Raw genomic sequence first — 25,038 nt, 5'->3', positions numbered from 1 at the left:
ACGCGTGGCGGCGATCTTCGCGCACGCCCACCGTTTTGACCAGAGCCCGGGAGCCGGGCATTCCGATGGCGCGGACGTGACGCGGACCACATCCCCTCGCGGCCCTCCGCAGTACGCTGTTCGCATGCCTTCGCTCGTACGCCGTCGCCACGTGGACTTCGTCCGCGTCACGAGCATGAGCTGTCGCCGCTCCGCCTGACCCCCCGACCTCCGGGCGCCACACCTCGCCCCCGGGTCCCCGGGTCCCTCGTTCAGAGCCCAAGACCGATCGGCACCCGTGGCCCCCGCCCCACCCCCGGCGGCCGCCCGGGCACCCCGTACACCCCGCGGACGCACCCATGAATCGCAGCTCGACCTCCCTCCAGCAGCCGACCCGCAGCGCGCGCTCCCACGAGCCGGTGGACGGCTCGCGGATCCACCCCTCGTACGCCTCGCAGCTCCCGATCGTCGACCTCTCCGCCGCCGACCGGGGCCCCCAGGCGCGCCGCCTGCTCCACGCCCAGCTGCACTCCGCCGCCCACGACGTCGGCTTCTTCCAGCTCGTCGGGCACGGGGTGAGCGAGGCCGAGACGCAGGCCCTCACCACCGCCATGCGCGCCTTCTTCGCACTGCCCGAGGCCGACCGGCTCGCCCTCGACAACATCAACTCGCCGCACTTCCGCGGCTACACCCGCATCGGCGACGAGCGCACCGCGGGCGCCCGCGACTGGCGCGACCAGCTCGACATCGGCGCCGAGCGCCCCGCGCACGCCCCCGCGCCCTGGGAAGCCCCGTACTGGTGGCTCGAAGGCCCCAACCAGTGGCCGGAGGCGCTCCCCGAGCTCCGCACCGCAGCCCTGCACTGGATCGACCGGCTCAGCGGCGTCGCCCAGCGGCTCCTGCACGAGCTGCTGACCTCGATCGGCGCGCCCGCGGACTTCTACGACGAGATCTTCGGCGAGCGCGCCCACCCGCACCTCAAGCTGGTGCGCTACCCGGGCAGCAGCGGCGAGGGCGACGACCAGGGCGTCGGCGCGCACAAGGACTACGGCTTCCTGACGCTGCTGCTCCAGGACCAGGTCGGCGGGCTCCAGGTCCAGCGGGAGGACGGGGAGTTCCACGACGTGCCGCCGCTGCCGGGCGCCTTCGTCGTCAACCTCGGCGAACTCCTCGAAGTGGCCACGAACGGCTACCTGATCGCGACGAACCACCGCGTGGTGTCCCCGCCCGGGGCGACGGAGCGCTACTCCGTGCCGTTCTTCTACAACCCGCGCCTGGACGCCCGGATCGCGCCGCTGGCCTTCCCGCACGCCTCCGCGGCCCCGGGTGTCACGGCGGACCCGGCGAACCCGCTGTTCGCCGAGTACGGCCGCAACGAACTGAAGGGCAAGCTCCGGGCCCACCCGCTGGTGGCGGCCCGCCACCACGCGGACCTGCTGCTGCACCCGGAGACGTACCCGGCGATGTCGTCCTGACCCGCCTCGCCTATCGGCCGACGATGTCGGCGTACCCCTCGATCTCGCGCGGGTCCCGCTGGCCGGGACCCGTGTAGCGGGCCGACGGGCGCACGAGCCGCCCGGTGCGCTTCTGCTCCAGGATGTGCGCCGACCAGCCGGCCGTGCGGGCGCAGCTGAACATCGACGTGAACATGTGCGCCGGAACCTCGGCGAAGTCGAGGACGATGGCCGCCCAGAACTCGACGTTCGTCGCCAGGATCCGGTCGGGGCGGCGGTTGTGCAGCTCCTCCAGGGCGGCCTTCTCCAGCGCGGCGGCCACCTCGTAGCGCGGGGCGTCCAGCTCCTTGGCGGTGCGGCGCAGGACGCGGGCGCGCGGGTCCTCGGCGCGGTAGACGCGGTGGCCGAAGCCCATGAGCCGCTCGCCCTTGTCGAGGGCCTGCTTCACCCACGCGGTGGCGTCGCCGGTCCGCTCGATCTCCTCGATCATGCCGAGGACACGGGAGGGCGCGCCGCCGTGCAGCGGCCCGGACATGGCACCCACGGCGCCGGAGAGCGCAGCGGCGACATCCGCACCGGTGGAGGCGATGACACGCGCGGTGAACGTGGACGCGTTCATGCCGTGCTCGGCGGCGGAGGTCCAGTAGGCGTCGACGGCCTTGACGTGCTTCGGGTCCGGCTCGCCGCGCCAGCGGATCATGAACCGCTCGACGACGGACTCCGCCTTGTCGATCTCGCTCTGCGGGACCATCGGCATGCCCTGGCCGCGCGCGGACTGGGCGACGTACGAGAGGGCCATGACGGCCGCGCGGGCGAGGTCGTCGCGGGCCTGCTCGACGGAGATGTCGAGGAGCGGCTTGAGGCCCCACACGGGCGCGAGCATCGCGAGCGCGGACTGCACGTCGACCCGGATGTCACCGGAGTGCACCGGGATCGGGAACGGCTCGGCCGCCGGCAGACCCGGGTTGAACGCGCCGTCGACCAGCAGGCCCCAGACGTTGCCGAACGAGACGTGGCCGACGAGGTCCTCGATGTCGACGCCTCGGTAGCGAAGGGCGCCGCCCTCCTTGTCGGGTTCGGCGATCTCCGTCTCGAACGCGACGACTCCTTCGAGCCCGGGTACGAAGTCGGACATCAGGCGGCTCCTCTATCGATGATCGATCAACCGTGCGGTGGTCGATGGTGGGGAATCAACAGTCATCCAGCCCAAGAGTCTGTACGGTTCCGATGATGCCGGGAAGCGTGACATCCGGCACACTGCGCCGATCCGGCGAGAGAGGATTAGGTCCGGGGTGTGCCGGGCAGGCTCAGGTGCTGCGGCAGGATGGCCCCGTGACCGATCCCGTGACCGACGCCGTGACCGACGCCCTGGATCCCGCCGACATGCGCGAGCAGTACCGCACCACGGAGCTGACCGTGGCCGACCTCGCGCCCGAGCCGATCGCGCAGTTCTCCCGCTGGTTCAAGGAGACCGCGGAGAACCCGGCGATCCACGAGCCGAACGCGATGGTCGTCTCCACCGCGACCCCCGACGGCCGCCCGTCCTCCCGGACCGTCCTGCTGAAGCACTACGACGCGGCCGGCTTCGTCTTCTTCACCAACTACAGCTCCCGCAAGGGCGAGGAGCTGGCGGCCAACCCCCACATCTCGCTGCTCTTCCCGTGGCACCCGCTGGCCCGCCAGGTCATCGTCACGGGCCGCGCGGTCCGCACGGGCCGGGACGAGACGGTCGCCTACTTCCGCACCCGCCCGCACGGCTCCCAGCTGGGCGCCTGGGCGAGCCACCAGTCCGCGGTGATCGCCTCCCGCGAGGAGCTCCTCGCCCGCTACGAGGAACTGGAGGCCCGCTACCCCGAGGGCGAGCAGGTCCCGGTCCCGCCGGAGTGGGGCGGCATCCGGGTCGTCCCGGACACGATCGAGTTCTGGCAGGGCCACGAGAACCGCCTCCACGACCGCCTCCGCTACGTCCGCGAGGCGGAGACCTGGAGGGTGGAGCGGCTGGCGCCCTGAGCGGTCCGCGCCGACAGCTCCGAGAACGCAGACGACCCGTGAGCCTTGGTCCCGTCCGCCTAGGTTCGGACAGGAGCCGGTCGGACTGACCGGCGACTCACGGGTCGGGTGACTGCGGTGGTGTTCGGCAGACAGGCCTGCCGAGGTGCACAGAGTGCGTGCGACGGCAGGCCTTAGCCCGCAGTCACCTCACGAGTCCGAAACGAAATCATGTTTTCGGATCACCTCCTTTCGCGTGTACCCACACCCTAGGAAGCGCCCCCACGCGCCTCAACCCATTTATTCAATTCGCGGAACAGGGTGTGCCCTGCGTCACGTTTCCAGTTGAATGGGGCGCAGCAATGGGGGGTACCGGGATGAGTGCTTTCACGGGGGCCGCGAGCGAGACCGCCTCCGTTCCGGGGGCCGGGGCCGATCTGTTGGCCGCGCTGCTCGACGGGATGGACGCGGCGCTCTGCGCCCTGGACGCCGACGGGATGATCACGCACTGGAACCGCGAGGCCGAGCGGATCCTCGGCTGGTCCGCCGCGGAGGCCGTCGGGCGGCGCGGCTTCGGCGGGTGGGCGGCGCGCGGCGCGGACGCCGAGGAGACCCTCGGGCGGCTGATGGGAGCCATGAAGGGCCCCGGCCGACAGGTCCACGAGCTGGCGCTGCTGCGCAAGGACGGCGGGCGGGTGCTCGTGCGGAGCCAGGCCGCCGGGGTGCGGGGCGCCGACGGCAGCCCTGCGGGCGTCTACTGCGCCTTCAGCGAGGTCCACGTACAGCTCGACCTGGAGCGTTCGGTCGCCCTGAGCGAGGCCCTCTTCGAGGACGCCTCCTGGGGTGTCGTCCTCGTCGACGCCGACCTGCGCCCCGCCGTCGTCAACGGCCATGCCGCCCGCGCCTTCGGGACGGGTCGTACGGCCCTGCTCGGGCGCCCGCTCGGAGATGTCGTCGTGCACGGCGCCGAGGAGCTGGAGGGCGCGCTCCAGCACGTCCTGGCGGAGGGCACGCCGCCCGCGCCCGCCGAGGTGTGGGTGACGCTGCGGACCTCGGAGGGCGAGCGGCGCCGGTGCTGGCGCAGCGGTTTCCTGCGGCTGTCCTCGCCGATGGCGGAGGAGCCGGTGCCGCTGGGGGTGGCCTGGCTGTTCCAGGACGTGACGGAGGAGCGGCTCGCGGTGCGCGAGGCGGACCGGCTGCGGTTCCGGTGGAGCCAGCTGCACCGGGCGGGCGTGGCGGCCTCGGAGTGCGAGGACGCCGAGGAGGCGGTGACGGTCCTGCTCGACTTCGCCCTGGCCGGTTTCGCGGACCACGCTCTCGTCGACCGGGTCGTGGGCGACCGCCGGCTCACCCGCGCCCTGGCCACCCCGCCCGGCGCCCCCGGCCCGTCGTCCCCGGTCGTGGGCGGCGGCATTCCGCTGCGGTACGGGCCGCGGCACCCCGCCCTCCAGGCCTGGGACCGGTCGGGCGCGGTGCGGGCGAGCGCGGGCCGGACCGCCGAGGTGTGGGCGGAGGCGCACCAGTGGCCCGGGGACGCGGCGCACGCGCTGTGCGTGGTCCTGCGCACCCGGGGCCGGACGCTGGGCGTGCTGACCTTCCTGCGGGCGTCCTGCCGCCCGGGCTTCGAGCGGGAGGACGTGATGTACGCGGAGACGGTGGCGTCCCGGGTCGCGGCGGAGCTCGGCGCCGGGGTGCCGCCGGAGGAGCGAGGGCCGGCGGGGGGATGAGGGCTGCCGGGTGAGGGCGACGCGGTGCGGGGGGCGCGCCGTCCCCCGGTGCGGCGGGGGACGCGCCGTCCCTGGTGCGCACCGCGTCGCCCCCCACCCGGCCCGCCTACGCCGTCTGCAGCGCCAGCGTCGGTGACAGCCGGGACGCCCGTACGGCCGGATACAGCCCCGCGACCGTCCCGATCGCCAGCGTCGCGCCGAAGCCGCCGCCCACCGCCCAGGGCGGCACCACCCACGGCAGTCCGCCCGTGTGCGCGTACACGCCCGTCGCCGCCCCGCCGAGCGCCACGCCCGCCAGGCCGCCGAGGCCGGAGAGCATCAGGGACTCCGTCACGAACTGGATCCTGATCTGCCCCCTCGTCGCGCCGAGGGAGCGTCGCAGACCGATCTCGTGGCGGCGTTCGAGCACCGAGATGATCATGGTGTTGGCGACTCCGACACCGCCCACGAGCAGGGCGATCCCGCCGAGGCCGAGCAGCAGGGTGGAGAAGGCCCCCTCGGTCGCCGCCTTGGCCTGGAGGGCCGCGGACGGGTCGCCGACCGACACGTTCCGCGGGTTCTCCGGGTCGATCGTCGGGGCGAGCAGCCGCCGGACGGACTGCACGGACGCGTCGGTGGACCGCTCGTACACCGCCGTCGGATGCCCGTCGAAGCCGAGGAGCCGCTGCGCGCCCTCCCAGCCGACCAGCGCCGCCCGTTCGATCTCGGGCGCGAGCGGCAGCGGGTCCAGGATGCCGACGACGGTGAAGTACCGGTCGTCGATCCAGACCTGCCGGCCGGGCTCGGTGATGCCGAGCCGTTCGGCCGCGACATGCCCCAGCACCACTGCCGGATAACGGCCGTTGGCGGCGTTCAGCCAGGTGCCGGCGGCCGTCCCGCCGCGCAGGACGGCGAGCAGCCGCTCCGTGGCGGCCTTGACGGCGATGCCGCCCGTCTCGCCCTCGGGGATCTTCTCGGAGCGCCGGACCGTGCGGTCGAGGTCGGCGGTCGCGCCGACCTCCTCGACGCCGTCGATCCGGCCGACCATGCCCACCGCGTCCTTGGGGAGCTTGACCTCCTCCCCGCTGAACATCGCCTCGCCCGGCTTGGCCACCAGCATGTTCGTGCCGAGCGCGTCGAGCTGCCGCATCAACTGGGCCTGGCTGGAGGCCGATATGCCCACCACCGCGATCATCGTGGCGATCCCGATGGCGATGCCCAGCGCCGAAAGGACCACCCGCGCGGGCCGGCTGCGCAGTCCGGCCGAACCGACATGGAGGACGTCACGCGGCCCGAGCCGCGCGGCCTTCAGCCCGATGCGTGCACGTCGTGTCCGCCGCCCTGCTCGCCGTGCCGCCCGCCGTACTCCTCTGCTGTGCGTCATCAGGCCGCGGCCTTTCCGCGCGCCGTGTCCGCCACGACCCGTCCGTCGCGGATCCGGACCTGGCGCGGCAGCCGGTCGGCGATCTCCGTGTCGTGGGTGATGACCGCGATCGTCGCGCCCTGCTCGTTGAGGGCGTGCAGGAGGTCCATCACCGCCTCGCCGGAGGCCGAGTCCAGTGCGCCCGTCGGCTCGTCGGCGAGCAGCAGATCGGGTTCGCCGACCACCGCGCGGGCGATGGCGACACGCTGCTTCTGCCCGCCGGACAGCTCGTGGGGCCGGTGCTTCATCCGGTCGGCGAGACCGACGCGGGCGAGCGCGTCCGCGGCCATCGCCCGCCGTCGCGCCCGGGGGAGCCCGGAGTACAGCAGCCCCTCGGCGACGTTCTCCAGCGCGCCGACACCGGGCACCAGGTGGAAGGCCTGGAAGACGAATCCGATGTGGCGCGAGCGCAGGGCGGACAGCCGGCGGTCCGGCAGCGCGGCCACGTCGTGGCCGGCGATCTCCACCGTCCCGGAGCTGGGCCGGTCCAGGGTGCCGACGATGTGCAGGAGCGTGGACTTGCCGGACCCGGACGGGCCGACGATGCCGAGGAGTTCCCCCGCGCCGACGGAGAGGTCCACGCCGTCGAGGGCCCGGACCCCGCCCGCGTACTCCTTGGTGACCCCGGAGAGCCGGACGACGGTATGCGCCGGCGCACTCGCACTCACCACACTCGCACTCGCACTCGTACTCGTACTCGTACTCGTACTCGCACTCGCACTCGTACTCGTACTCGTACTCGCCGCGGCGCTTCCCATCTCACTCATGCTCATGCGGACGGCACCCCGACCTTCATGCCCTCGCGCAGTCCCTTGCCGCCGATCTCGACCCGGCCCTGGCCGAACATGCCGAGCTCGACCTCGACGTCCCGCGTCCGCCCGTTCTCGACGACCTGGACGCCGAAGCCGCCGCCGGGCAGGGCGAGCAGCGCGTTGACGGGCACGGAGAGCACGTTCCTCCGTGTCTCCCCGGTGAGGTCGACGGTGACCGGGGACTGGTCCACGCCCTTGACCTTCGCCGGTGCGTCGAAGGAGACCGTGATGTCGATCTTCGGGGTCCGGTCCTGCGGCTCGTTGCCCGCGGAGGCGGTCCTGCCCACCGACGACACCTTTCCGGGTGCGGTGGTCCCGTCCGGGAGCTGTACGGAGACCCTGGTGCCGGTCTTCGCGAGGCCGGCGTCCGCGACGGGCAGCTTGAACCGTACGACCCGCTCGGAGCCGGTCACCGTGAGCACCGGCCGCCCGGGCCCCACCTGGTCGCCGGTCGCGGCGCCCGCCTCCTTGACGCGTACCGCGCTGCCGGCGAAGGCGATGGTGCCGGGGCCGAGGCTGCCGGTCCGCTTCAGGCCGTGGGACTTCTGCCAGCGCTTGACGGCGTCGGCCGTGTACGTCGTGTACTCGTCGTCGACGGTGAAGCCGACGTAGCCGAGGGCGGCGAGGTTCTCCTCCAGCTGCCGCACGTCCTTGCCCTTGTCTCCGGTCTTCAGGGTCCGGTACATGGGCTCGGCGCCGTACATGAGGAGGACGGGCGTGCCGTCGACCTCGTACAGCCGCTCGTCGCGCTCGACGGTGGAGCCGGCCGGGGCGATCCGGGTGAGGATCCCGGACGGCCCGGCGTTGATCTTCCGCTCGCCGAGATAGCCGAGGGTGCCGTCCTGCTGGGAGCTGTCGCTCAGGTCGCCGCGGGTGATCGGGGCCGTGGCGGGCGCACGTCCCTTGTCCGCCACGGCCTGCTGTTCCTCGGGGGCGGCGAGCGCGGTCACCGCCACGCCGCCGCCCGCGACGACGGCGATCGCCGCCAGGGCGGCCACGAGCTTGCGCCGGCTCATCGCGACACGCCCGCGCAGGCCTTGTCGGCCTTCTCGAACTTCTTGGCCTCGGCGCCCTGGGGTATCGGCCGGGCCGCGGTCATCCCGCCGCCGCCGAACTCGGGGTCGGGCATGTCGAAGCCGTTCTTCCGCATGCACTGGGCGTACTTGATCATCTTGTCCTTGTCGGCCTGGGTCAGCTCCTTGCCCATGCCGGCCCCGCCGCCCTTGCCCTGGCAGGCCTTGAACGCCTTCTCCATCTTCTCCTTCGACATGCCGTCGCCGCCGATGGTCAGGCCGACGCCCTGCTCGCCGGGCTTCGGCTCGGGCACGTCCAGGCCCTGCTCGCGCAGGCACTTGCGGTGTTCCAGCGCCTGGTCGGCCTGCTTGACCTCGTCGCTCACGCCCTCGCCGCCGTCCTTGGCGCCGCCGTCGGCGGTGCACGCGGTGGTGAGGAGGCAGAGCGCGGCGAGAGCGGCGGCGGCAGCCAGCTGGAGGGTCTCGCGGGTCGTGCGGCGAGTGATCGTGGTCGTCGTCATGAGCGGGAGCGTGCGCGCGGGCGGCGTTTCGTTTCTCTCACCGGATCGGTTTACGGAGACGAAAGCCCCGGTCCGGTAGACAGGGGCCATGCGCGTACTGGTGGTGGAGGACGAGGCGTTTCTCGCCGAGATGATCGCCGAGGGGCTGCGCCGCGACGCGCTCGCCGTGGACGTCGCCGGCGACGGCCTGGAGGCCCTGCGGAAGCTCCAGTTCGGGGAGTACGACGTCATGGTCCTCGACCGGGACCTGCCCGGGATGCACGGCGACGACGTCTGCCGGCGGGTGGTCGAGCACCGGCTGATGACCCGGGTCCTGATGCTGACGGCGGCCGGGACGGTACGGGACCGGGTCGAGGGCCTCGGGCTCGGCGCCGACGACTACCTCGCCAAGCCCTTCGCGTACGACGAGCTGCTCGCCCGGGTCCTCGCCCTGGGCCGCCGCGCCCGGCCCGCGCTGCCGCCCGTCCTCGAACGGGCCGGGATCGTCCTGGACACCCCGCGCCGTCAGGCGAGCCGCGACGGGCGGCATCTGCACCTGTCGCGGAAGGAGTTCGCGGTCCTGGAGGCGCTGCTGCGGGCCGAGGGTGCCGTCGTGAGCGGTGAGGACCTGATCGAGCAGGTCTGGGAGGAGCACACCAGCTACCGCACGAACGCGGTACGGGTGACCCTGAGCAAGCTGCGTGCGAAGCTCGGCGAGCCGCCGGTGGTGGAGACGGTGCCCGGCGCGGGCTACCGGATCGCGTGATGGGGACCAGGCAGACGACGAGGGCCGGGCAGACCATGAAGGCCGGGCAGAGCATGCGGCCCAGGCAGAGCATGAGGGCCAGGCAGTCCCTGCAGACCATGAGGGCCTGGGCGCGCAGGGCCATGGGCGGCGAGCGGGCCCGCCTGACGGCGCTCTACGGCGGACTGCTCCTCCTCGCGGGCGCGCTGCTCACCGGAGTCGTCTACTTCCTCGTGAAGGACGGCCTCTACTCGTCGATCAGCGTGGCCATGACGACGGCCGTGCCCGCGCAGCGACTCCAGGACCTGCCCGCCGCCACGACCAGCCCGATGTGGACACCGGCCACACCCACGAGCGCGGCACCGCTGCCGCCGGGCGTGACCCAGGGCATGGCGATCACCCGGACGCTGAGCGACGCCGCCGAGAGCGCCGCTCTGGAGCGCCTCCTCACGGTCTCCCTGATCGTCCTCGCCGCGTACGCCGTCCTCTCGGTCGCGCTCGCCTGGTGGATGGCGGGCCGGGTCCTGCGCCCGGTCGCCGTGATCACCGACACGGCCCGCCGGCTGTCCGGGGAGAACCTGCACGAGAGGATCGCCCTGGACGCGCCGCCGGGGGAGCTGAAGCGCCTCGCGGACACCTTCGACGGGATGCTCGGGCGGATGGAGCGGCTGGTGTCGGCGCAGCAGCGGTTCGCCGCGAACGCGGCGCACGAGCTGCGGACCCCGGTCGCCGTGCAGCGGGCGGCGGCCGAGATCGGCCTCGCGGGCGATCCCGGCCCGGAGCGGGTCGCCCGGATCAGGGAGAAGCTGATCGAGGTCGCCGACGCCAGCGAGCGGACCATCGAGGGACTGCTGCTGCTCGCCTCCTGCGACCAGGGGCTGCGGGAGCGGCGCCCGGTGGCGGTGCACGAGGTCGCAGCGGGGGCGGTCGACGCGCTGGCGGCCGAGGCGGCCGAGCGCGGGATCACCGTCTCGCTGGACGCCCGGCCCCTGACCGTGCGCGGCGACGCGGTCCTCCTGGACCGGCTGGCGCACAACCTGGTCGCGAACGCCGTCCGGCACAACGTCCCGGACGGCCGCGTGGAAGTCCGTACGGGCCCGGGAGGCATCGAGGTGACGAACACCGGCCCGGTGGTCCCGCTGGACACCGTGCCCCTGCTCTTCGAGCCCTTCCGCCGCCTGTCCGCACGCACCCAGGCCCCCGGCGAGGGCGTGGGCCTCGGCCTGTCGATCGTCGAGTCCATCGCCCGCGCCCACGACGCGACGGCGACGGCGACGGCCAACGCGGAGGGCGGGGGCCTGACGGTCCGGGTGCGCTTCGCCCCGTAGCCGGTAGCCCCCGCATCCCGTGAGGCGGTCTAGTGCCGGTAGAAGATCCGGTCGGCGTACTCCGACATCACGCGGCCGTTCCACTCGTGCCCGCCGTCCACGTTCCCCGAGCGCAGCAGCGGCGGCTCGATGCCGCGGCGTACGAGCTCCTCGGCCGCGGCGGCCATCGCGGCCTGCATGAGCGCGCTGGTCACGACGGTCGACGCGGGCGCGAAGGGCGCCTCGATGCCCTCGTGGGTGAGCTCCGCGTCGCCGACGGCGATCCGGGAGTCGAGGACGATGTCGCAGTGGTCCTTGAGGTACTGCCCCGAGACGTGCCGTGACTTCGTCTCCGTCGCGTACGCCACCGAGGTGACGCCGATGACGGTGAGGCCGAGCGCGCGGGCGTTCATCGCCATCTCGACGGGCAGGGCGTTGCGCCCGGAGAGGGAGATGATGATCAGGACGTCCCCCGCCTTGGCGGGGGAGGAGTCCAGGACGGCCCCGGCGAGGCCGTCGACGCGCTCGAGGGCCGAGCCGAGCGTGGCGGGCATGACGTCCACGCCGACGACGCCGGGGACGGCGAGCAGGTTCATCAGCGCGAGGCCGCCGGCCCGGTAGACGACGTCCTGGGCGGCGAGCGAGGAGTGGCCCGCGCCGAAGGCGAAGAGCCGGTTGCCGTTCGCGACGGCTTCCGCGATGGCCGCTCCGGCGGCGGCGATCTCCTCGGAGTCCCCGTCGCGGACCTGCTGGAGCAGGCCGATCGCGGCGTCGAAGAACTGTCCGGCCAGCTTGCTCTCGCCCATGACGGCGGCTCCTTCTCGGCGTGGCTCTCGCGTGGCTCTCGGCGCGCTTCCGGTCGTGGCTCGTGCCGAGGTCGCGGATCACGGTGCGGTCTGGACCATTGCTCTGTCAATACCGCCTCACCCCGGTGAGGCCCGGTTGTCGGTGTGATGCGTCAGAATTGGGGCAGGGCCAGCGCACGACTCATCGAGGGGCACGTATGTCCGGACTGATCGACACAACGGAGATGTATCTCCGCACCATCCTCGAGCTTGAGGAGGAAGGTGTGGTCCCCATGCGTGCCCGGATCGCCGAGCGACTCGACCAGAGTGGCCCAACGGTGAGCCAGACGGTGGCCCGGATGGAGCGCGACGGCCTGGTGGCCGTGGCGAGTGACCGCCATCTGGAGCTGACGGACGAGGGCCGTCGCCTCGCCACCCGCGTCATGCGCAAGCACCGGCTCGCGGAGTGTCTCCTCGTCGACGTGATCGGCCTGGAGTGGGAGCAGGTCCACGCCGAGGCCTGCCGCTGGGAGCACGTGATGAGCGAGGCCGTGGAGCGGCGGGTCCTGGAGCTGCTGCGTCACCCGACGGAGTCGCCGTACGGGAACCCGATCCCGGGTCTCGAGGAGCTCGGCGAGAAGGCGGAGGCCGAGGCGTTCCTGGACGACTCGATGGTCTCCCTCGCCGACCTGGACGCCAGCGGTGGCAAGACGGTGGTCGTGCGCCGGATCGGCGAGCCGATCCAGACGGACGCCCAGCTGATGTACACGCTGCGGAGGGCGGGCGTGCAGCCCGGTTCCGTGGTGTCGGTGACGGAGTCGCCGGGCGGTGTCCTGGTGGGCAGCAGCGGCGAGGCCGCCGAGCTGGCCGCGGAGGTCGCGGCACACGTCTTCGTCGCGAAGCGCTGAACTTCTCCCGCACGGAGTGAGGGGCGCCCCGCCGGTCACGGCGGGGCGCCCCTCACTCCGTTCCCGGGGGTACGGCCGTGGCCAACGGCCCGTCGCGCGCCCCGGTTTACGCCGGAATGGCCACGCCCGCCCCCTCGGCGTGCCACGCTGGTACGAGCTGGGTGCGGAAGGGGTGTGAGGCCATGAGGGCCACGGACGGCAGAGGGTCCCGAACGGCAGAGGGCCCCGGCGCCTTGTGGCGCCGGGGCCTGTCCTCCCCTGTGCTGACCTGGAGCCCCGAGCTCTCAAGGTCAGTCCCGTCGGACCGTTTTTCCCCGAGCGGTCCGCCTCCCGTTCAAGATCTCCCCTCGGCAGCGGGAGTCAATCCTTGAGCCCTGTCACTCGAACGAGGGGTGTTGGGTGGCAGAAGCGCATTTTCGAATGCGAGTTCGATAGTCTGATGCGGTTCGACGGGAAAGAGGGGGTGCCAGGGACATGGCGCGACGACTCGACGTCACCGGGGCCGGCGGCGTACGCCTGGCCGCCTGGGACTACACGACGCTGACCGGCGAAGGCGAGGACCCGAAGGCCCCGCGGCCCCCCGCCCCGCGGCCGGCACCGGCATCTGCCGCGCGGCACGCGGGCGGCGCCCCCGTCCCCGCCGCCACCAGGCCGACTCCGGTCACTCCGGCGACCTCCGCCACCCCCTCCACCCAGGGCGTCTTACTCCTCCACGGCCTCATGGGGCACGCCGCCCACTGGGCCCCCGCCGTCCGCCGTCTGACCGGCCGTCACCGCGTCATCGCCCTCGACCAGCGCGGCCACGGCCACAGCCAGAAGCCCGCCGCCGGCCCCTTCACCCGCGAGGCGTACGTGGCGGACGCGGCCGCCGCCGTCGAGCAGCTGGGCCTCGGCCCCGTCACCCTCGTCGGCCACTCCATGGGCGCCCTCACCGCCTGGCAACTCGCCGCCGAGCGCCCCGACCTGGTCCGCGCCCTCGTCATCTGCGACATGCGGGCCTCCGCCCTCGGCGCCGCCTCGCAGCGCGCGTGGCAGGACTGGTTCCGGGGCTGGCCCGCGCCCTTCCCGTCGCTGGACGCCGTCCGCCGCTGGTTCGGCGAGGACGACCCGTGGGTCGAGCGCCCGAACCCCGCCCGGGGCGCCTTCTTCGCCGAGGTGATGGCCGAGCACCCGGACGGCTGGCGCCCGGTCTTCGACCCGGCGCAGATGCTGACCTCCCGCGAGACATGGGTCCACGACGCCCACTGGGAGTCGCTCGCCCAGGTCCGCTGCCCGACGCTCGTCGTCCGCGGCCTCGACGGGGAGCTGGGCCGCGCGGAGGCCCAGGAGATGGTCAGGGTCCTGCCCCACGGGGCGTACGCGGAGATCCCCGACGCGGGCCATCTCCTCCACTACGAGCACCCGGAGGCCTGGAGCGAGACCGTCGAGCCCTTCCTGAACGGGGTCCTGACACCGTAGAAGCCCCTGGAAGCCTGGATGACTCCCCTCTACGATCACGCCCATGTCCCTCGCCTCGCCCATACCCGTCCTGCGTGGCTCCGGCGGCGCCGTCCTCCAATCCGAAGGCGAAGCCCTCGTGTTGAGCCGCGCGGACGCGGAGACGCGGATTCCGCTCCAGGCCGTCCGGCGGATCCGCGCCGAGGGCCGCGCCGTCGCCGTGGAGCTCACCGCCCCGGCCGGGACGTCGCCGGCCGTCCACCGGGTCGAGGGCGTGAGTGAGGCGGCGGCCACGGTGTTCGCCGACGCGGTCAACGCGCGCCTGCCCGAGCGCGCCGGGGAGTCCGCCGACGGCGCGGCCCTCGTCACCGTCCGCGCCCTGACGGAGTCCGACGAGGACGCGCGGAAGCGCAGGTTCAAGATCGCGCTGTGGGTCGCCGCCCTTCTGGTCGCCGGGGTGACCGTGGCCCTCGGGATCCTGGCGCCGGTGGTGATCGCGTTCCTGTTCCTGCTGACCACCCCCGTGAGTGTGGGGATCGCCGCGTTCGGCGCCCTGTCGATGAAGGTGGTGTACGACCAGTGGTACCTGCCGCGGTACGGCGTCACGGTCGAGGCGATGCGGTACGAGGACATGAGCGGCCTGTTCGGCCGCTCGGGGAACTACGTGTACACCGACCTGCACGGCGCGAACCGTCGTGTGTACGCCAAGGGCGGTGCGGCGACCATCCAGGTCGCCTACCACCCGAAGAAGCCCGGCACCGTGACCGTCGCGTACTCGTGGCTCCGCAAGACGTGGGACACCGTCTTCTGTCTGGGCGTCCTCCTCGTCGGCCTCGCCTTCTCCGCCGCGAGCATCGTCCTGGCGGTCGTGGCCTTCCTGGGCGGATACGACGACTACTCCATCCGGTAGGGCGACCGCCGAGGTTCCGTGAGAGGGCACGGAATGGGGCATTCCGGATAGTGGGGCCCCCTGCGGAGAGGTGCGTACCCGGGCGCGATACGGTCCCACTCCCGGCGCGTCGAGGGCTTCTCCGCGCCACCTCACAAGGGGAAGAATTGCGCATTTCACTGCTGAAGCGCCTGGCCACGGTGGCCACGGCACTGGGCCTCGCCTCGGCCGGCCTCCTGGGCGCGGGCGCCGCCCCGGCGCAGGCCGCGATCAGCGACTGCCCGTCGGGCTACTTCTGTGCCTGGAAGACCGACAACGGCACCGGCACGATGTACAAGACGACCGCGAACACGGCGACGCTCGGGACCTGGGACAACACGTTCCGCTCGGTCGTCAACCGCACGAACAAGTTCGCGTGCCTGTACGACGACCCGAACTACGGTGACGACGCGGGCGCCGGCGTGATCCCCTCCAGCCCGTCGGGCAGCGAGTGGAGCGGCCCCGGCAGCAACTCGGTCAGCTCGCTGAAGTTCGTCCCCACCGAGCGTGAGTGCGTCCTGCCCGCCTACCCCGAGTGGCACTCCGCGACCACCTGGAAGCTCTCGGGCTTCGGTGACATGACCGCCGACCTCCAGGCGGACGTCATGGTCCGCGACAAGATCGGCCGTCTCTGGTTCCTGCCCGGCGACGGCACGGGCAAGCTCGTGGGCGCCGGCGGCTGGAACGCCATGAACGCCATGACGCGGCACGGCGACTTCTCCGGCGACGACCGCGAGGACGTCATCGCCCGCGAGGGCTCCACCGGCAAGCTGTGGCTCTACCCGAACAGCGGCAGCGCCACCGGCGGCGTCGGCGCGCGCAAGCTCATCGGCAGCGGCGGCTGGAACGCCATGGACAAGCTCACCGCCTTCGGTGACCTGACCGCCGACGGCCGCTCGGACCTGCTCGCCGTGGAGAAGACCACCGGCAAGCTGTGGCTGTACCCGGGCACCTCGACGGGCGCCCTCGGTGCGCGCAAGCTGCTCGGCGCCGGCGGCTGGAACGCCATGAACGCCCTGGTCGCCACCGGTGACCTGAACGGCGACAACCGGGCCGATCTGGTCGCCCGCGAGGGCTCCACGGGCAAGCTCTGGTTCTACCCGGGCACCGCCACCGGCACCCTCGGCTCGCGCGTGCTGATCGGCAGCGGCGGCTGGAACGTCATGGCCTCGTTCCTCGCGGTCGGCGACTACGACGGCGACGGCCGCCACGACCTGGCGACGATCACCAACGGCAGCTACGTCTCCCCCGAATGCTCGGGTGCGGGCTGCCTGGTCCTCTACACGGGCAAGGGCACGGGCGCCTTCAACGCGGGCATCCCGGAGGACGGCAACTGGTGGGGTCTGAACGGCGCGTTCTGATCCGCCGAACCGGCACGGACGACGGTGAAGGCCCCCGCCCCACGGCGGGGGCCTTCATCGTTCCCGCCTTCCCCGGCGCCCGCCCGCATCCCATCCCCGTCCCGGCGGGCGGGGCATCCGCCCAGCTCACGCGGCCGGGACCGTCCCGTCGTCCCAGGTGGGCGGTGTTCGTTGCGGCGGTTCGGGACGTCCTGCCAGCGTCGTCCCCGTTCGACACCGGCAATGTCACCGAATGAAGGGAAAGCACATGCGACCGAGCGTTCTGACGAGGGCTTTCGTCAGTGCCACCGCCGTCGTCGGCCTGGCGGCGGGAACCCTCGCGACCGCGGGCACCGGCTTCGCGGCATCTCCGCCGGCGGCCCGGCAGGCGGTGGGCGCCGAGGCCTTCGGCACGCTGGCGACGAACAACCTCGGCCTGAGCACCACACAGGCCAAGAACGTGCAGCGCTGGCTGGCCCAGTACTGGGACTACAACGGCAGCATCGACGGCCTCCTCGGCACCAACAGCTGGAAGGCCTACCAGCGCTGCCTGAAGCAGTACTGGGGCTACACGGGTGAGATCGACGGAGACCCCGGCCCCAACACGATCAAGGCGCTCCAGCGGCAGCTGAAGGCGACCAGCGGCTACACGGGTGCGATCGACGGCGTCGCCGGGCCGGCGACACGGGCCGCGTTCGCGCGGTTCGCCGACGCCCACGCCTGATCCGTACGCGCCCGCCTCACCTCTTTACGGGGGAGGTGAGGCGGGCGCGCCCGTCCTCAGCGGGACGCGGACGCCGACGGTGCGGCCGGGGTCTTCCTCAGGGCCCGCTCGCAGTGGGGCCAGTCGCCGAAGTCGCGCTCGCGGCTCCACAGCTTCCGGGCGGCCTGGATGTTCCATTCGGGGTCCAGCGCCTGGGCGGGCGTACCGCCCAGCTCGCCCAGACGGGCGTCGGAGATCTGGAACAGCCCCCAGTTCCTGCTGCCGTTGGTGTTCGGCAGGATGTGCAGGGGGTCGAGGAAGGACTGGCAGTCGGCGATGGCCACCGCGTCGTCCGGGACCTCCGTGAACACCTCGCGGACCCGTTGGCGCACCTTCTCGGGCGACCAGGTCTCCATGCGGACCTGCGACTCGTGGAGCGCCTTCTTCGTCGGGTCCCCGACGACACCGTTCGGAACGAGGCCCGCGAGGACCTGGAACGCCGTCACCCGGCGCAGGGTCTCCGGTCCGAAGGAGCCGTCGACGCCGATGCGGGCGCCGCGGCCGCGGAGCCGCTCCTGCACGTCCCGTACGCACCCGTCGTTCTGCCCCATGCTGATCACGGGCCCGCAGGCGTCCGAGAACAGCAGCCGTCCGTCGGGCGCGGTGTCGTCGGCGGGGGAGGCGAGGACGGAGACGCCCCAGGCGGCGAGGGCGAGGACGAGACCGGTGACGGCGAGGGCGACACCGAGCCGCCGCCAGGACCGCCGCTCGGACGCGGGTCCGCCGGCCGGGGGCGCGGGCTCAGCGGACGCAAAGGACTCCACAGGTTCAGCAGGCCCAGCGGATTCGGCAGGTTCGGCATGTTCAGCGGGCTCAGCAGACTCGGCGGGTGCTGTCGGCCCGGCCGCCTCGGCCCGTTCGACGTCGGCCAGGGCCCAGAGCCGGTGCAGCTCGCGCAGCTCGGCAGGGGTGGCTCCGCAGGCGACGGCGATGCGGTGGGCGGGGCCGTAGTCCTGTGGGACGGAGGAGCCGGTGCAGTAGCGGTGCACGCTGGAACGGCTCGTGCCGGTCTTCTGGGCGAGGGTCTCGTAGCTGTAGTCGGCTCTCTGGCGTAACTCGCGCAGCCGGGACGCGAACCGTTCGGCCGCTGTGAATCGTTTCAACGTGAACTCCTGACGAGAGCACCCCCGGCCGTCGGCCCAGTGACGCCCCAGGGTTCGGCGTAGTCCTCGGTCCGGGGCCGCCCCGCCGCCCCGACGTCCCAATGTGCCAGAACTGGACTGGGGAGTCCCGTAGTTGAGGCCGGACCGCATGTCGTCGGGAAACGCTCGGCACTCACATCACACAAGTCACGGGAGGCAAGGATGGGACGAAGGAATCTCCGAGGGCTACTGGCTCTCGCCGGGGCGTCGCTCGCGCTGCTGCTCGCGTCGACGACGGCGTCGACGGCGACGGCCGATGCGGCCGGACGCGCCGCCCGGGAAGGACCGGTAGCCGCCGTGTGCGGCCACTCCGACGCGCGCCCGACCCTGCGACGCGGCGCGAGCGGCGCCGAGGTCCAGAAGGCCCAGTGCCTGCTGAACCTGACGATGGAGCCAGGCCATTACCCGCCCCTCGTGGTCGACGGCGACTTCGGCGGAGGGACGGAGAGCCGGGTCGCCCAGTTCCAGTCGTGCGCCGGTCTGGGCAAGGACGGGATCGTCGGCCCGAACACCTGGGCCGCACTGGACGACTGGGCCGCCCGAGGCGCCTACTGTGAACCGCCCCGCCCGGCGGGCTACGCCGTCGACGGCGTGGACACCTCCGTGTACCAGCACCCCGGAGGCGCGGCGATCGACTGGAACGGCCTGCGCGCGGAAGGCGTCGAGTTCGCGACGGTCAAGGCCACGCGGGGCCTCGACGTCACGGACCCCTACCTCGCCACCGACCTGGAAGCGGCCCGGCGGGCGGGCCTCGCGGTCGCCCCGTACCACTTCTACACGGCGGCGACGGCGCCGACGGGACCCGCGCAGGCGGACCGTTTCATCGCCGCCGTACGCGCCACCGGCTACACCGGCCACCGCCCCGGTGACCTGCCGCCCGTCCTGGACCTGGAGCGCATGGACGACGGCACCGGCCGCTGCCCGGTCCACGGCTCGGTGGCCGACGTGACGGCATGGCTGGACAAGGTGGAGACCGCGTTCGGCCGGAAACCGGTCATCTACACCCAGAAGTCGTTCCTGGACGACTGCATGGGCTCGACGACGGCCTTCGCCGGGTACGGCCTCCAGCTCGCGGACTACCGCCGGTCGATCACCCGGCCGCCGCTGCCGGCGGGCTCGGCGAGCTGGCTGATGTGGCAGTACACGGAGTCCGCGCTCTTCGACGCCATCAAGGCCCCGGTGAACGCGGACGTCTTCAACGGCACGCGGGCCGACCTGGACCGGCTCGCGAACCGCTGAGGTCCCGTGGCCCGGGTCAGCCGACCCGGGCCACGAAAGCGGCCCAGGCGCCGGGGGAGACGGAGAAGGAGGGGACGCCGAGGTCCTTGGAGTCCCGGACGTGGACGGAGTCCGCACAGGAGGCGACCTCGACGCAGTTGCCGCCCTGGTCGCCGCTGTAGGAGGACTTGGACCAGGAGAGGGCAACTTCGACGCAGTTGCCGCCCTGGTCGCTGCTGTAGCTGCTCTTGAACCAGTTGAGGTCGGTGCTCATAGCTCTCGTGCCACCTGTTCGATGAGTCGTGCCGATTCCTCCGGACTGAAGGCCTGCGCCCGCAGAGTGCTGTAGCGGGCGAAGCAGTCCCCCACGTCCGGCTGCTCGCTGAGAAAGTACCTGCCGCCCTGACCCTCGACATAGACGAGTTGACCTCGGCGCCGCTCGGTCTCAAGAAGGATGAACGGCCCGCTGAGCCCGGCGTGGGTCCGCCGGTCCTCCGGCATCACCTGGATGGTGACGTTCCGCAGGTCGGCGCACTCACGCACGTACAGCAGGTTCTTCCGGAGCACTTCCGGCCCGCCGAGCGGCTTGGTCAGCGCGGCCTTCTCCAGGACGAAGGTCACCAGCGGCGCGGGCCTGCGGGAGAACAGTTCCTGCCGCTTGATCCGGGCCGCGACGCCCGCCTCTATCTCCTCGTCCTCCAGGGCCGGCACGGCGCAGTGGAAGACGGCCCGCGCGTACTCCGGGGTCTGGAGAAGCCCGGGGATCAGATGGTTCTCGTACATGTGGATCCCCGCCGCCTTCGCCTCCTCCAGATAGTCCTCGAACCATGCGGCGATGCCACTCGCCGTGACCTCCCCGGCCACCGTCAGAAGTGCACCTTGTGCACCCAGCAACTCCTCCGCGATGTCGACGAAGTTTCCCTTCGCCCGCCGCTCCCCGCGCTCGATCATGGCCACCTGGGACTTGGAGTATCCGGTTGCCCGGCCCAGTGCCTCCTGTGAGATGCCTGCCCGCTCGCGGTAGAAACGCAGGAGCGCACCGAAGGCCTTCGCGGCCCCCGGGCTCCCCTTCTTCTCGTTGTTCACACCCGACCTCCCGAGTGCACAGTCCTGCACAACCGGACTGTGTCGCTGGTCTCAGCAGACCACGGCCTCCAAGCTGGCCGCATGAATCTGCGCAAGTCGCTTGACATCACACCCGCTTGGGTACCCGAGACCGGTCACGCCCTCCGTCACGCGGGCGTGCACTTCGACGCCGTACGGATCGGGGGGTTCCTCGGCGAGGACGTGGCGTACAGGATCATGTCGTTCACGGACTTCCAGGCGGGCCCGATCGTCCGCGAGGCCACGGGTGAGAAGAACCTGTACTTTCTGCTTCCGCCGCGCGCCGCAGGCGACTTCGCGTGGCCGGCGCCGACGAGGGCGCTGAGTGGCGGCGGCAGGAGTGAGGCGTACGTCGGGATCCCGGCGTTGCAGGGGCTGACCTGGCCGTTGGACTGGCGGTCGCGGCCGACGCTCGAAGATCCGTTCGTAGAGGCGGAGTTGTTGCATTGGACCGTCAATTGTGCGCTACGGTAACCCTGTTATCACGCTCCGTAAAGGGAGCGGTCCCCGGGGGTGCGCCAACACCGTCCGAGGACCTTCACGCCCAGTGGAATCCAGAGGTCCACCAGAAATGCTTCGGCATGTTATCGCGCCTACGCGCAGCTACACGAAGGCTTCGAACGAGATCCTCTACTCGCGTCGGATGAACAGCGACGCGAAGGTCCTGATCCTCATCGTGCAGAGCCTCCCCGAGAAGGAGCGCTACGAGGCCCTCGGCAAGTACGCGGAGGCGCTGGAGCTGACGCCCAGGGAGTACCGGAACGCGAGGAAGCACCTGATCGCGAACGGGTACCTCCACGAGTGGAGGTGGCAGAACGAGCGGGGGCGTTGGGTCACCGACCAGCTCGCGTCGAACGTCACCCTCACGAGCGAGGAGGCGATCGCCCTCCGGGGCGGCGGCGAGCCGCCCGAGTCACCGAGTGAGCGGGAGCCGAAAGCCGGTTCGTCACGGGACCGGAATGCCCGAACCTATAAACCGGTAGACAAAGACTCTGGGAAGAACGATCCCCACCCACCCCCCAAAGCGCGGGCGGAACGCGAACCGGACCCGGACCCGGACCCGCAGCCGGACCCCGCCCCCGAGGCGGACATCGAGGCGGACCCCGCCCCGCCGGACGGCGACCCGGAATTCCTCACGGCCGAACGCCTGTTGCTGTCCCTCCGTCACAGCCACAAGGACCTGCTGCTCGGGGTCCGGGAGGCACGGGGGCTGGCCGAGCAGGCGGCGGAATGGCTCCGGCGCGGGATCCCGGCCGCCGACCTGCGCCGCGCACTGACGGCGTACCTGCCGGGCACCGGCGTGCGGTCGGCGGTGGGCTTCCTGCGGCACCGCCTGACGGAGAAGATGCCGGCTCCGCTCGTCCCGGACGTCCCGGAGGCTCCTGCCGAGCCGCCCGCCCGCCCGGCGCCGCTGATCGCCTGCGAGGGCCCGGGAAACCCGCACGTCTTCCGGCCGGCGGTCGACGAGACGCGCTGCGGCCCCTGTCGCAGGGAAGCGGCCTGGGAAGAGCACGAGCAACGCCACGGCCTGCCCCGGAGCCGCCCGGACGACAAGCCGGTCCCCTGGCGGGAACGCTTCGACCGGTACGCCGAGGGCGCCGTCACCTAGGGGAGTCGTGGTCCGGGCGTACGGGTCAGGAGCTCGTCGCCACGGACGTCAGCCAGGCGTTCCAATCGCTCTCGTAGTCCAGCGACGTGAGGTGGGCGCGCGCCGCGGCCCAGTTGCCGGTGCGGTAGTGGCCGAGCACGGTGGCGACGTCGTCCGGGTGTCTCTCGATCATGTAACGGACGGCGAGGTAGCCCCAGTTGTAGGTGCGGGCGGCGTCGCTGTTGGCGTAGGTGGTGTCGAACAGCGTGCGCAGGGAGTAGGTGTGCTTGCCGGCCTCGGCTATCGCGTTGGTGTAGGTGACGCCGCGGTAGGAATACGATATGTACTCCGCGAGGCCCTCGCCCCACCACACGGTCGGGGTGGTCTGGCCGGCGTTGAAGTCGCCGTACAGGTCGAAGCGGCCGTCGAGGTAGTGGGCGTACTCGTGGTTGAGGTTCCAGATCTGCCAGCCCGGGCTCACGTCGGTGCGTTCGTAGCAGATGAACCGCGGCTGGTTGCCCGGCTTGGCGGGGTCTCCCTCCAGGTACATGCCGCCGTTGTTGGTGTCGATGCCGTAGATCTTCCGCGCGTAGGCCTTGTAGTCGGCGCTTGAGTTGAAGACGTCGACCTCCAGGGTGGTGTTGTAGTCGTTCGCTACCGGCCCTGAGTCCTTCACCACGCCGTGGAAGAAGGCGTCCTGGTTGGCCAGGCTCTCGCAGGTCGCCGTCAGTTGGGCGGCCGTCATCTCCTGCGCCCGGATTCTCAGGGACGGGCTACACGTGTGGACGATCGGCAGGATGCGGGACTCCAGCCCGCCGCCCCCGCCGGGAGCGCCCTTGGTGTTGCCGTGGGCCGGACGCTGCCCTGGGTCAGTGACGGCATGGTCCGGCTTGGGCCCGGGCGGGGCGGCTTGGGCGGCTTGTGCGGTCTGGAGGGGGGTGGCCGCGATGGCCGTGATCAGCAGAGCGGTGACGAGGGCGCGCAAGATTCACTCCCAGAGACTGGAACAGATGTCCACCCGTGACGGGCTGGCAGTAAAATGGCACACGTCACATTGCTTGGCAATGGATCGCGCGAGGGCCGGTACCGGCGTCATGCCGTACCTGCCGCGCAACGGCGTTCGGTCGGCGGCCGAGGGCTCCGAGCCGGCGGCGGCCGCTACTTCGCGAGTGCCGCCCCGACCACCTCCACGACCCGGTCGCGCTGCGCCTCGGGGGTGGCCTTGGGGTCGGGGCGCAGGGTGTAGGTGACTCGGCGGTGCGGGTCGGTCGTCGCGAACACGCCGCTGGTCCAGCCGCCGCTGGAGCCGGTCTTGCCCCAGACCCTGTGGCCGTTCAGGTCGATGCCCATCAGTCCGCCGGCGCTGAAGCAGGCCGTGCCCTTGGGGCAGCTGGTGTTCTCGGGGGCGCCGGGGACCCCGGGTATCTCGAAGAGGTGCCGCTGCTGGGCCGGAGGGAGCAGCCGCCCGCCCAGCAGGGCGCGGAGGAATCTGTCGAGGTCGGCCGCGGTGGACGTCAGCCCGCCCTCCGCCCAGGACCAGGCGATGGCCGGCTCCTCGGAGAGTGCGGTGTCGTGCAGGGCGAGCGGGCGCAGGACGCGCCGGTCGAGCTCGTCGGCGAAGGTGCGGCCGGTGAGCCGCTCCACGAGCAAACCGGCGACGAAGCTGTTGAGCCCGTTGTACTGCTGGACGGTGCCGGGCGCCGGAACGCGGCCGGAGGTGTCGGCCTCGAAGGAGGCGGTCACCACCCCGCGCGGTTCGAGCGGGACCTTCGCGGGCCGGGGGAAGTCGCTGGTGTGGTCGAGGAGCTGGCGGACCGTCACTCCGGAGTGGGCGGCCGGGATCAGCTCGGGCAGGTGGCGGCGTACGGGCTCGTCGATGTCGATCCGGCGCTCGGCGACGAGCTGGAGGAGCACGGCGTCGGTGAACACCTTGGTCACGCTCCCCACCGGGAACCGCGCGTCCGCCGCCACCGGCCCGGCCGTCCCGGTGTACGAGCCGCGCACGCCCCGGCCGGCCACCCGCACCAGGGCCGCGTCCGTCACGTCGTCGGGCAGGGTGGCGAGCAGCGCGCGGACCGGGCCGGGGGAGTGGTGCGGGACGGGTGCGGCCGTCGCTGCGGGTGCGGCCCCGATCCCGGCGGTGACGGCGGCCAGCGCGAGGCCGGTGACGGCGAGACGGTGAAGGGCGTGAGGGCGGGAGTGGGGGAGGGCGGTCATCGGTGACTCCTGGGGGCGAGGCGGGGCGAGGCGGAGTGGGTGGCACTGTGACTGGTTCGGCTTGTTCGCCTGGATCAACCATCGCTCCCACACCGCAAGTTGCTCATCGGTGATCACCCGGACCCGACCCTGACCGCACCCCGACTCCCCCTCGGGGCCGCACACGGGGGGAGCCCCGACCACCCCCTATAAACCCTGTGTATACACACTGCGTATAGTCGACCCCATGGCCCCGCCCTCATCCCCGCGCAGCGCGACCGCCCCCCGCCTCCTCAAGGCGCTCGTCGTCTCCCTGATCGCCGTCGCGGCGGCGCATCTCGTGCTGTCCGACACCCTGCGGCTGTCCTTCAGCAGCCAGGCCGCCGCGACGCTGGGCGCCGCGCCCGGCTACTCGGCGGACCAGGCGTTCACGAACGCGCTGATCAACACGTTCCTGGCGATGCCGTTCGTCCTGTGGGCGGGCATGCGGATCACCGGGGAGCGGCGGGTCGGTCCGATGGTGCTCGTGGGCACCGTCGCCTGGGTCGTCGCCCTGGGGAACGGCATCGACCTCATCGATGACGCACCCGGGGCGCTCCTCCCCCTCCGCTCCCTCGCCCTCGTCGTCGGCGTCACCGCACTCGCGTCCCTGGTGCGACGCCGGTCACCCGTCTCCTGACGGGTGACCGGTAGCGCGGGAG

24 protein-coding genes and 1 pseudogene are annotated in these 25,038 nt (G+C 72.2%); 14 read left to right on the top strand and 11 right to left on the bottom strand.

The annotated features are described in order from the left end of the window. Positions 1 to 338 precede the first annotated feature (338 nt). Positions 339 to 1,454 (top strand): isopenicillin N synthase family dioxygenase, encoded by a 1,116-nt coding sequence (locus DEJ46_RS16990; protein ID WP_223834707.1) that lies wholly within the window; start codon positions 339 to 341, stop codon positions 1,452 to 1,454. Positions 1,455 to 1,464: 10 nt separating this feature from the next. Here the strand turns inward: DEJ46_RS16990 and DEJ46_RS16985 are convergent, their stop codons facing one another. Then, positions 1,465 to 2,568 (bottom strand): citrate synthase 2, encoded by a 1,104-nt coding sequence (locus DEJ46_RS16985; protein WP_150267400.1) that lies wholly within the window; start codon positions 2,566 to 2,568, stop codon positions 1,465 to 1,467. Between the two features lie 248 nt (positions 2,569 to 2,816). Here DEJ46_RS16985 and pdxH point away from each other — a divergent pair, with 248 nt between their 5' ends. Together pdxH and DEJ46_RS16975 are read left to right on the top strand one after the other, a co-directional pair. Continuing rightward, positions 2,817 to 3,443 (top strand): pyridoxamine 5'-phosphate oxidase, encoded by a 627-nt coding sequence (gene pdxH, locus DEJ46_RS16980; protein WP_223835471.1) that lies wholly within the window; start codon positions 2,817 to 2,819, stop codon positions 3,441 to 3,443. Positions 3,444 to 3,799: 356 nt separating this feature from the next. Further along, positions 3,800 to 5,149, top strand: coding sequence for a PAS domain-containing protein (locus DEJ46_RS16975; protein WP_150267397.1), 1,350 nt, complete (start codon positions 3,800 to 3,802; stop codon positions 5,147 to 5,149). A 106-nt stretch (positions 5,150 to 5,255) separates the two neighbouring features. Here DEJ46_RS16975 and DEJ46_RS16970 read toward each other — a convergent pair whose 3' ends face one another. The 4 genes from DEJ46_RS16970 to DEJ46_RS16955 are packed head-to-tail and all read right to left on the bottom strand — an operon-like array spanning position 5,256 to position 8,897. Then, positions 5,256 to 6,512 (bottom strand): ABC transporter permease, encoded by a 1,257-nt coding sequence (locus DEJ46_RS16970; RefSeq protein WP_150267396.1) that lies wholly within the window; start codon positions 6,510 to 6,512, stop codon positions 5,256 to 5,258. Beyond that, entirely contained in the window at positions 6,512 to 7,309 is a 798-nt protein-coding gene (locus tag DEJ46_RS16965; protein WP_411757826.1) for an ABC transporter ATP-binding protein, read from the bottom strand. The genes DEJ46_RS16970 and DEJ46_RS16965 overlap by 1 nt, the downstream gene beginning before the upstream one ends. Before the next feature lie 11 nt (positions 7,310 to 7,320). Further along, positions 7,321 to 8,379: a peptidoglycan-binding protein gene (locus DEJ46_RS16960; protein ID WP_150267392.1), complete on the bottom strand. Its 1,059-nt coding sequence runs from the start codon at positions 8,377 to 8,379 to the stop codon at positions 7,321 to 7,323. Then, on the bottom strand, positions 8,376 to 8,897 hold the full coding sequence (locus tag DEJ46_RS16955; RefSeq protein WP_150267390.1) for a hypothetical protein: 522 nt from the start codon (positions 8,895 to 8,897) through the stop codon (positions 8,376 to 8,378). Before DEJ46_RS16955 ends, DEJ46_RS16960 begins: the two co-directional genes overlap by 4 nt. An 88-nt stretch (positions 8,898 to 8,985) precedes the next feature. Between DEJ46_RS16955 and DEJ46_RS16950 the strand changes: the two genes are divergently transcribed. Together DEJ46_RS16950 and DEJ46_RS16945 are read left to right on the top strand one after the other, a co-directional pair. Beyond that, positions 8,986 to 9,642, top strand: a complete 657-nt coding sequence (locus DEJ46_RS16950) for a response regulator transcription factor (protein ID WP_150267388.1) — start codon at positions 8,986 to 8,988, stop codon at positions 9,640 to 9,642. Positions 9,643 to 9,764: 122 nt separating this feature from the next. After that, a complete protein-coding gene (locus DEJ46_RS16945; protein ID WP_150274500.1) occupies positions 9,765 to 10,949 on the top strand; it encodes an ATP-binding protein in 1,185 nt (394 codons plus the stop codon). 29 nt (positions 10,950 to 10,978) lie between these two features. Here DEJ46_RS16945 and DEJ46_RS16940 read toward each other — a convergent pair whose 3' ends face one another. Next, positions 10,979 to 11,734: an SIS domain-containing protein gene (locus DEJ46_RS16940; RefSeq protein ID WP_150267386.1), complete on the bottom strand. Its 756-nt coding sequence runs from the start codon at positions 11,732 to 11,734 to the stop codon at positions 10,979 to 10,981. A gap of 197 nt (positions 11,735 to 11,931) precedes the next feature. Here DEJ46_RS16940 and DEJ46_RS16935 point away from each other — a divergent pair, with 197 nt between their 5' ends. The 5 genes from DEJ46_RS16935 (at position 11,932) to DEJ46_RS16915 (ending at position 17,050) form a co-directional block, all read left to right on the top strand. After that, entirely contained in the window at positions 11,932 to 12,621 is a 690-nt protein-coding gene (locus tag DEJ46_RS16935) for a metal-dependent transcriptional regulator (RefSeq protein ID WP_150267384.1), read from the top strand. 474 nt (positions 12,622 to 13,095) lie between these two features. Next, complete coding sequence (locus DEJ46_RS16930) at positions 13,096 to 14,079, top strand: alpha/beta fold hydrolase (RefSeq protein ID WP_150267382.1); 984 nt, start codon at positions 13,096 to 13,098, stop codon at positions 14,077 to 14,079. A gap of 43 nt (positions 14,080 to 14,122) precedes the next feature. Continuing rightward, a complete protein-coding gene (locus tag DEJ46_RS16925; protein ID WP_150267380.1) occupies positions 14,123 to 14,968 on the top strand; it encodes a hypothetical protein in 846 nt (281 codons plus the stop codon). A 146-nt stretch (positions 14,969 to 15,114) separates the two neighbouring features. Further along, positions 15,115 to 16,347: a peptidase inhibitor family I36 protein gene (locus tag DEJ46_RS16920; protein WP_150267378.1), complete on the top strand. Its 1,233-nt coding sequence runs from the start codon at positions 15,115 to 15,117 to the stop codon at positions 16,345 to 16,347. A 247-nt stretch (positions 16,348 to 16,594) separates the two neighbouring features. Further along, positions 16,595 to 17,050, top strand: a complete 456-nt coding sequence (locus DEJ46_RS16915; RefSeq protein WP_150267377.1) for a peptidoglycan-binding protein — start codon at positions 16,595 to 16,597, stop codon at positions 17,048 to 17,050. Positions 17,051 to 17,106: 56 nt separating this feature from the next. Here DEJ46_RS16915 and DEJ46_RS16910 read toward each other — a convergent pair whose 3' ends face one another. After that, positions 17,107 to 18,192, bottom strand: coding sequence for a helix-turn-helix domain-containing protein (locus DEJ46_RS16910; RefSeq protein ID WP_223834705.1), 1,086 nt, complete (start codon positions 18,190 to 18,192; stop codon positions 17,107 to 17,109). A 201-nt stretch (positions 18,193 to 18,393) separates the two neighbouring features. Here DEJ46_RS16910 and DEJ46_RS16905 point away from each other — a divergent pair, with 201 nt between their 5' ends. Continuing rightward, the gene (locus tag DEJ46_RS16905; RefSeq protein ID WP_150267374.1) at positions 18,394 to 19,470 is read left to right on the top strand and encodes a GH25 family lysozyme; all 1,077 of its coding nucleotides are present in this window, start codon (positions 18,394 to 18,396) and stop codon (positions 19,468 to 19,470) included. A gap of 16 nt (positions 19,471 to 19,486) precedes the next feature. On the opposite strand, the gene DEJ46_RS16900 is transcribed toward DEJ46_RS16905, so the two are convergent. Both DEJ46_RS16900 and DEJ46_RS16895 read right to left on the bottom strand, forming a co-directional pair. Further along, positions 19,487 to 19,723, bottom strand: a complete 237-nt coding sequence (locus tag DEJ46_RS16900) for a DUF397 domain-containing protein (RefSeq protein ID WP_150267372.1) — start codon at positions 19,721 to 19,723, stop codon at positions 19,487 to 19,489. Continuing rightward, positions 19,720 to 20,535 (bottom strand): helix-turn-helix domain-containing protein, encoded by an 816-nt coding sequence (locus DEJ46_RS16895; protein WP_150267370.1) that lies wholly within the window; start codon positions 20,533 to 20,535, stop codon positions 19,720 to 19,722. The genes DEJ46_RS16900 and DEJ46_RS16895 overlap by 4 nt, the downstream gene beginning before the upstream one ends. 81 nt (positions 20,536 to 20,616) lie before the next feature. Here DEJ46_RS16895 and DEJ46_RS16890 point away from each other — a divergent pair, with 81 nt between their 5' ends. Further along, a complete protein-coding gene (locus DEJ46_RS16890; RefSeq protein WP_150267369.1) occupies positions 20,617 to 21,027 on the top strand; it encodes a hypothetical protein in 411 nt (136 codons plus the stop codon). A gap of 169 nt (positions 21,028 to 21,196) precedes the next feature. Next, positions 21,197 to 22,162, top strand: a complete 966-nt coding sequence (locus tag DEJ46_RS39155; protein WP_223834703.1) for a hypothetical protein — start codon at positions 21,197 to 21,199, stop codon at positions 22,160 to 22,162. 37 nt (positions 22,163 to 22,199) lie between these two features. On the opposite strand, the pseudogene DEJ46_RS16875 reads toward DEJ46_RS39155, so the two are convergent. Both DEJ46_RS16875 and DEJ46_RS16870 read right to left on the bottom strand, forming a co-directional pair. Beyond that, positions 22,200 to 22,952: pseudogene (locus DEJ46_RS16875) on the bottom strand (collagenase); the annotation flags it as partial. Positions 22,953 to 23,299: 347 nt separating this feature from the next. Further along, on the bottom strand, positions 23,300 to 24,358 hold the full coding sequence (locus DEJ46_RS16870) for a serine hydrolase domain-containing protein (protein ID WP_150267363.1): 1,059 nt from the start codon (positions 24,356 to 24,358) through the stop codon (positions 23,300 to 23,302). A 226-nt stretch (positions 24,359 to 24,584) separates the two neighbouring features. On the opposite strand from DEJ46_RS16870, the gene DEJ46_RS16865 reads away from it, so the two are divergent. Next, entirely contained in the window at positions 24,585 to 25,016 is a 432-nt protein-coding gene (locus DEJ46_RS16865; protein WP_150267361.1) for a hypothetical protein, read from the top strand. Positions 25,017 to 25,038: the final 22 nt, after the last annotated feature.

Source organism: Streptomyces venezuelae (genome assembly GCF_008642375.1).
GTDB lineage: Bacteria > Actinomycetota > Actinomycetes > Streptomycetales > Streptomycetaceae > Streptomyces > Streptomyces venezuelae_G.
Note: the sequence above shows the minus strand (reverse complement) of the source record. Positions and strands in the feature narration are given on the sequence as shown.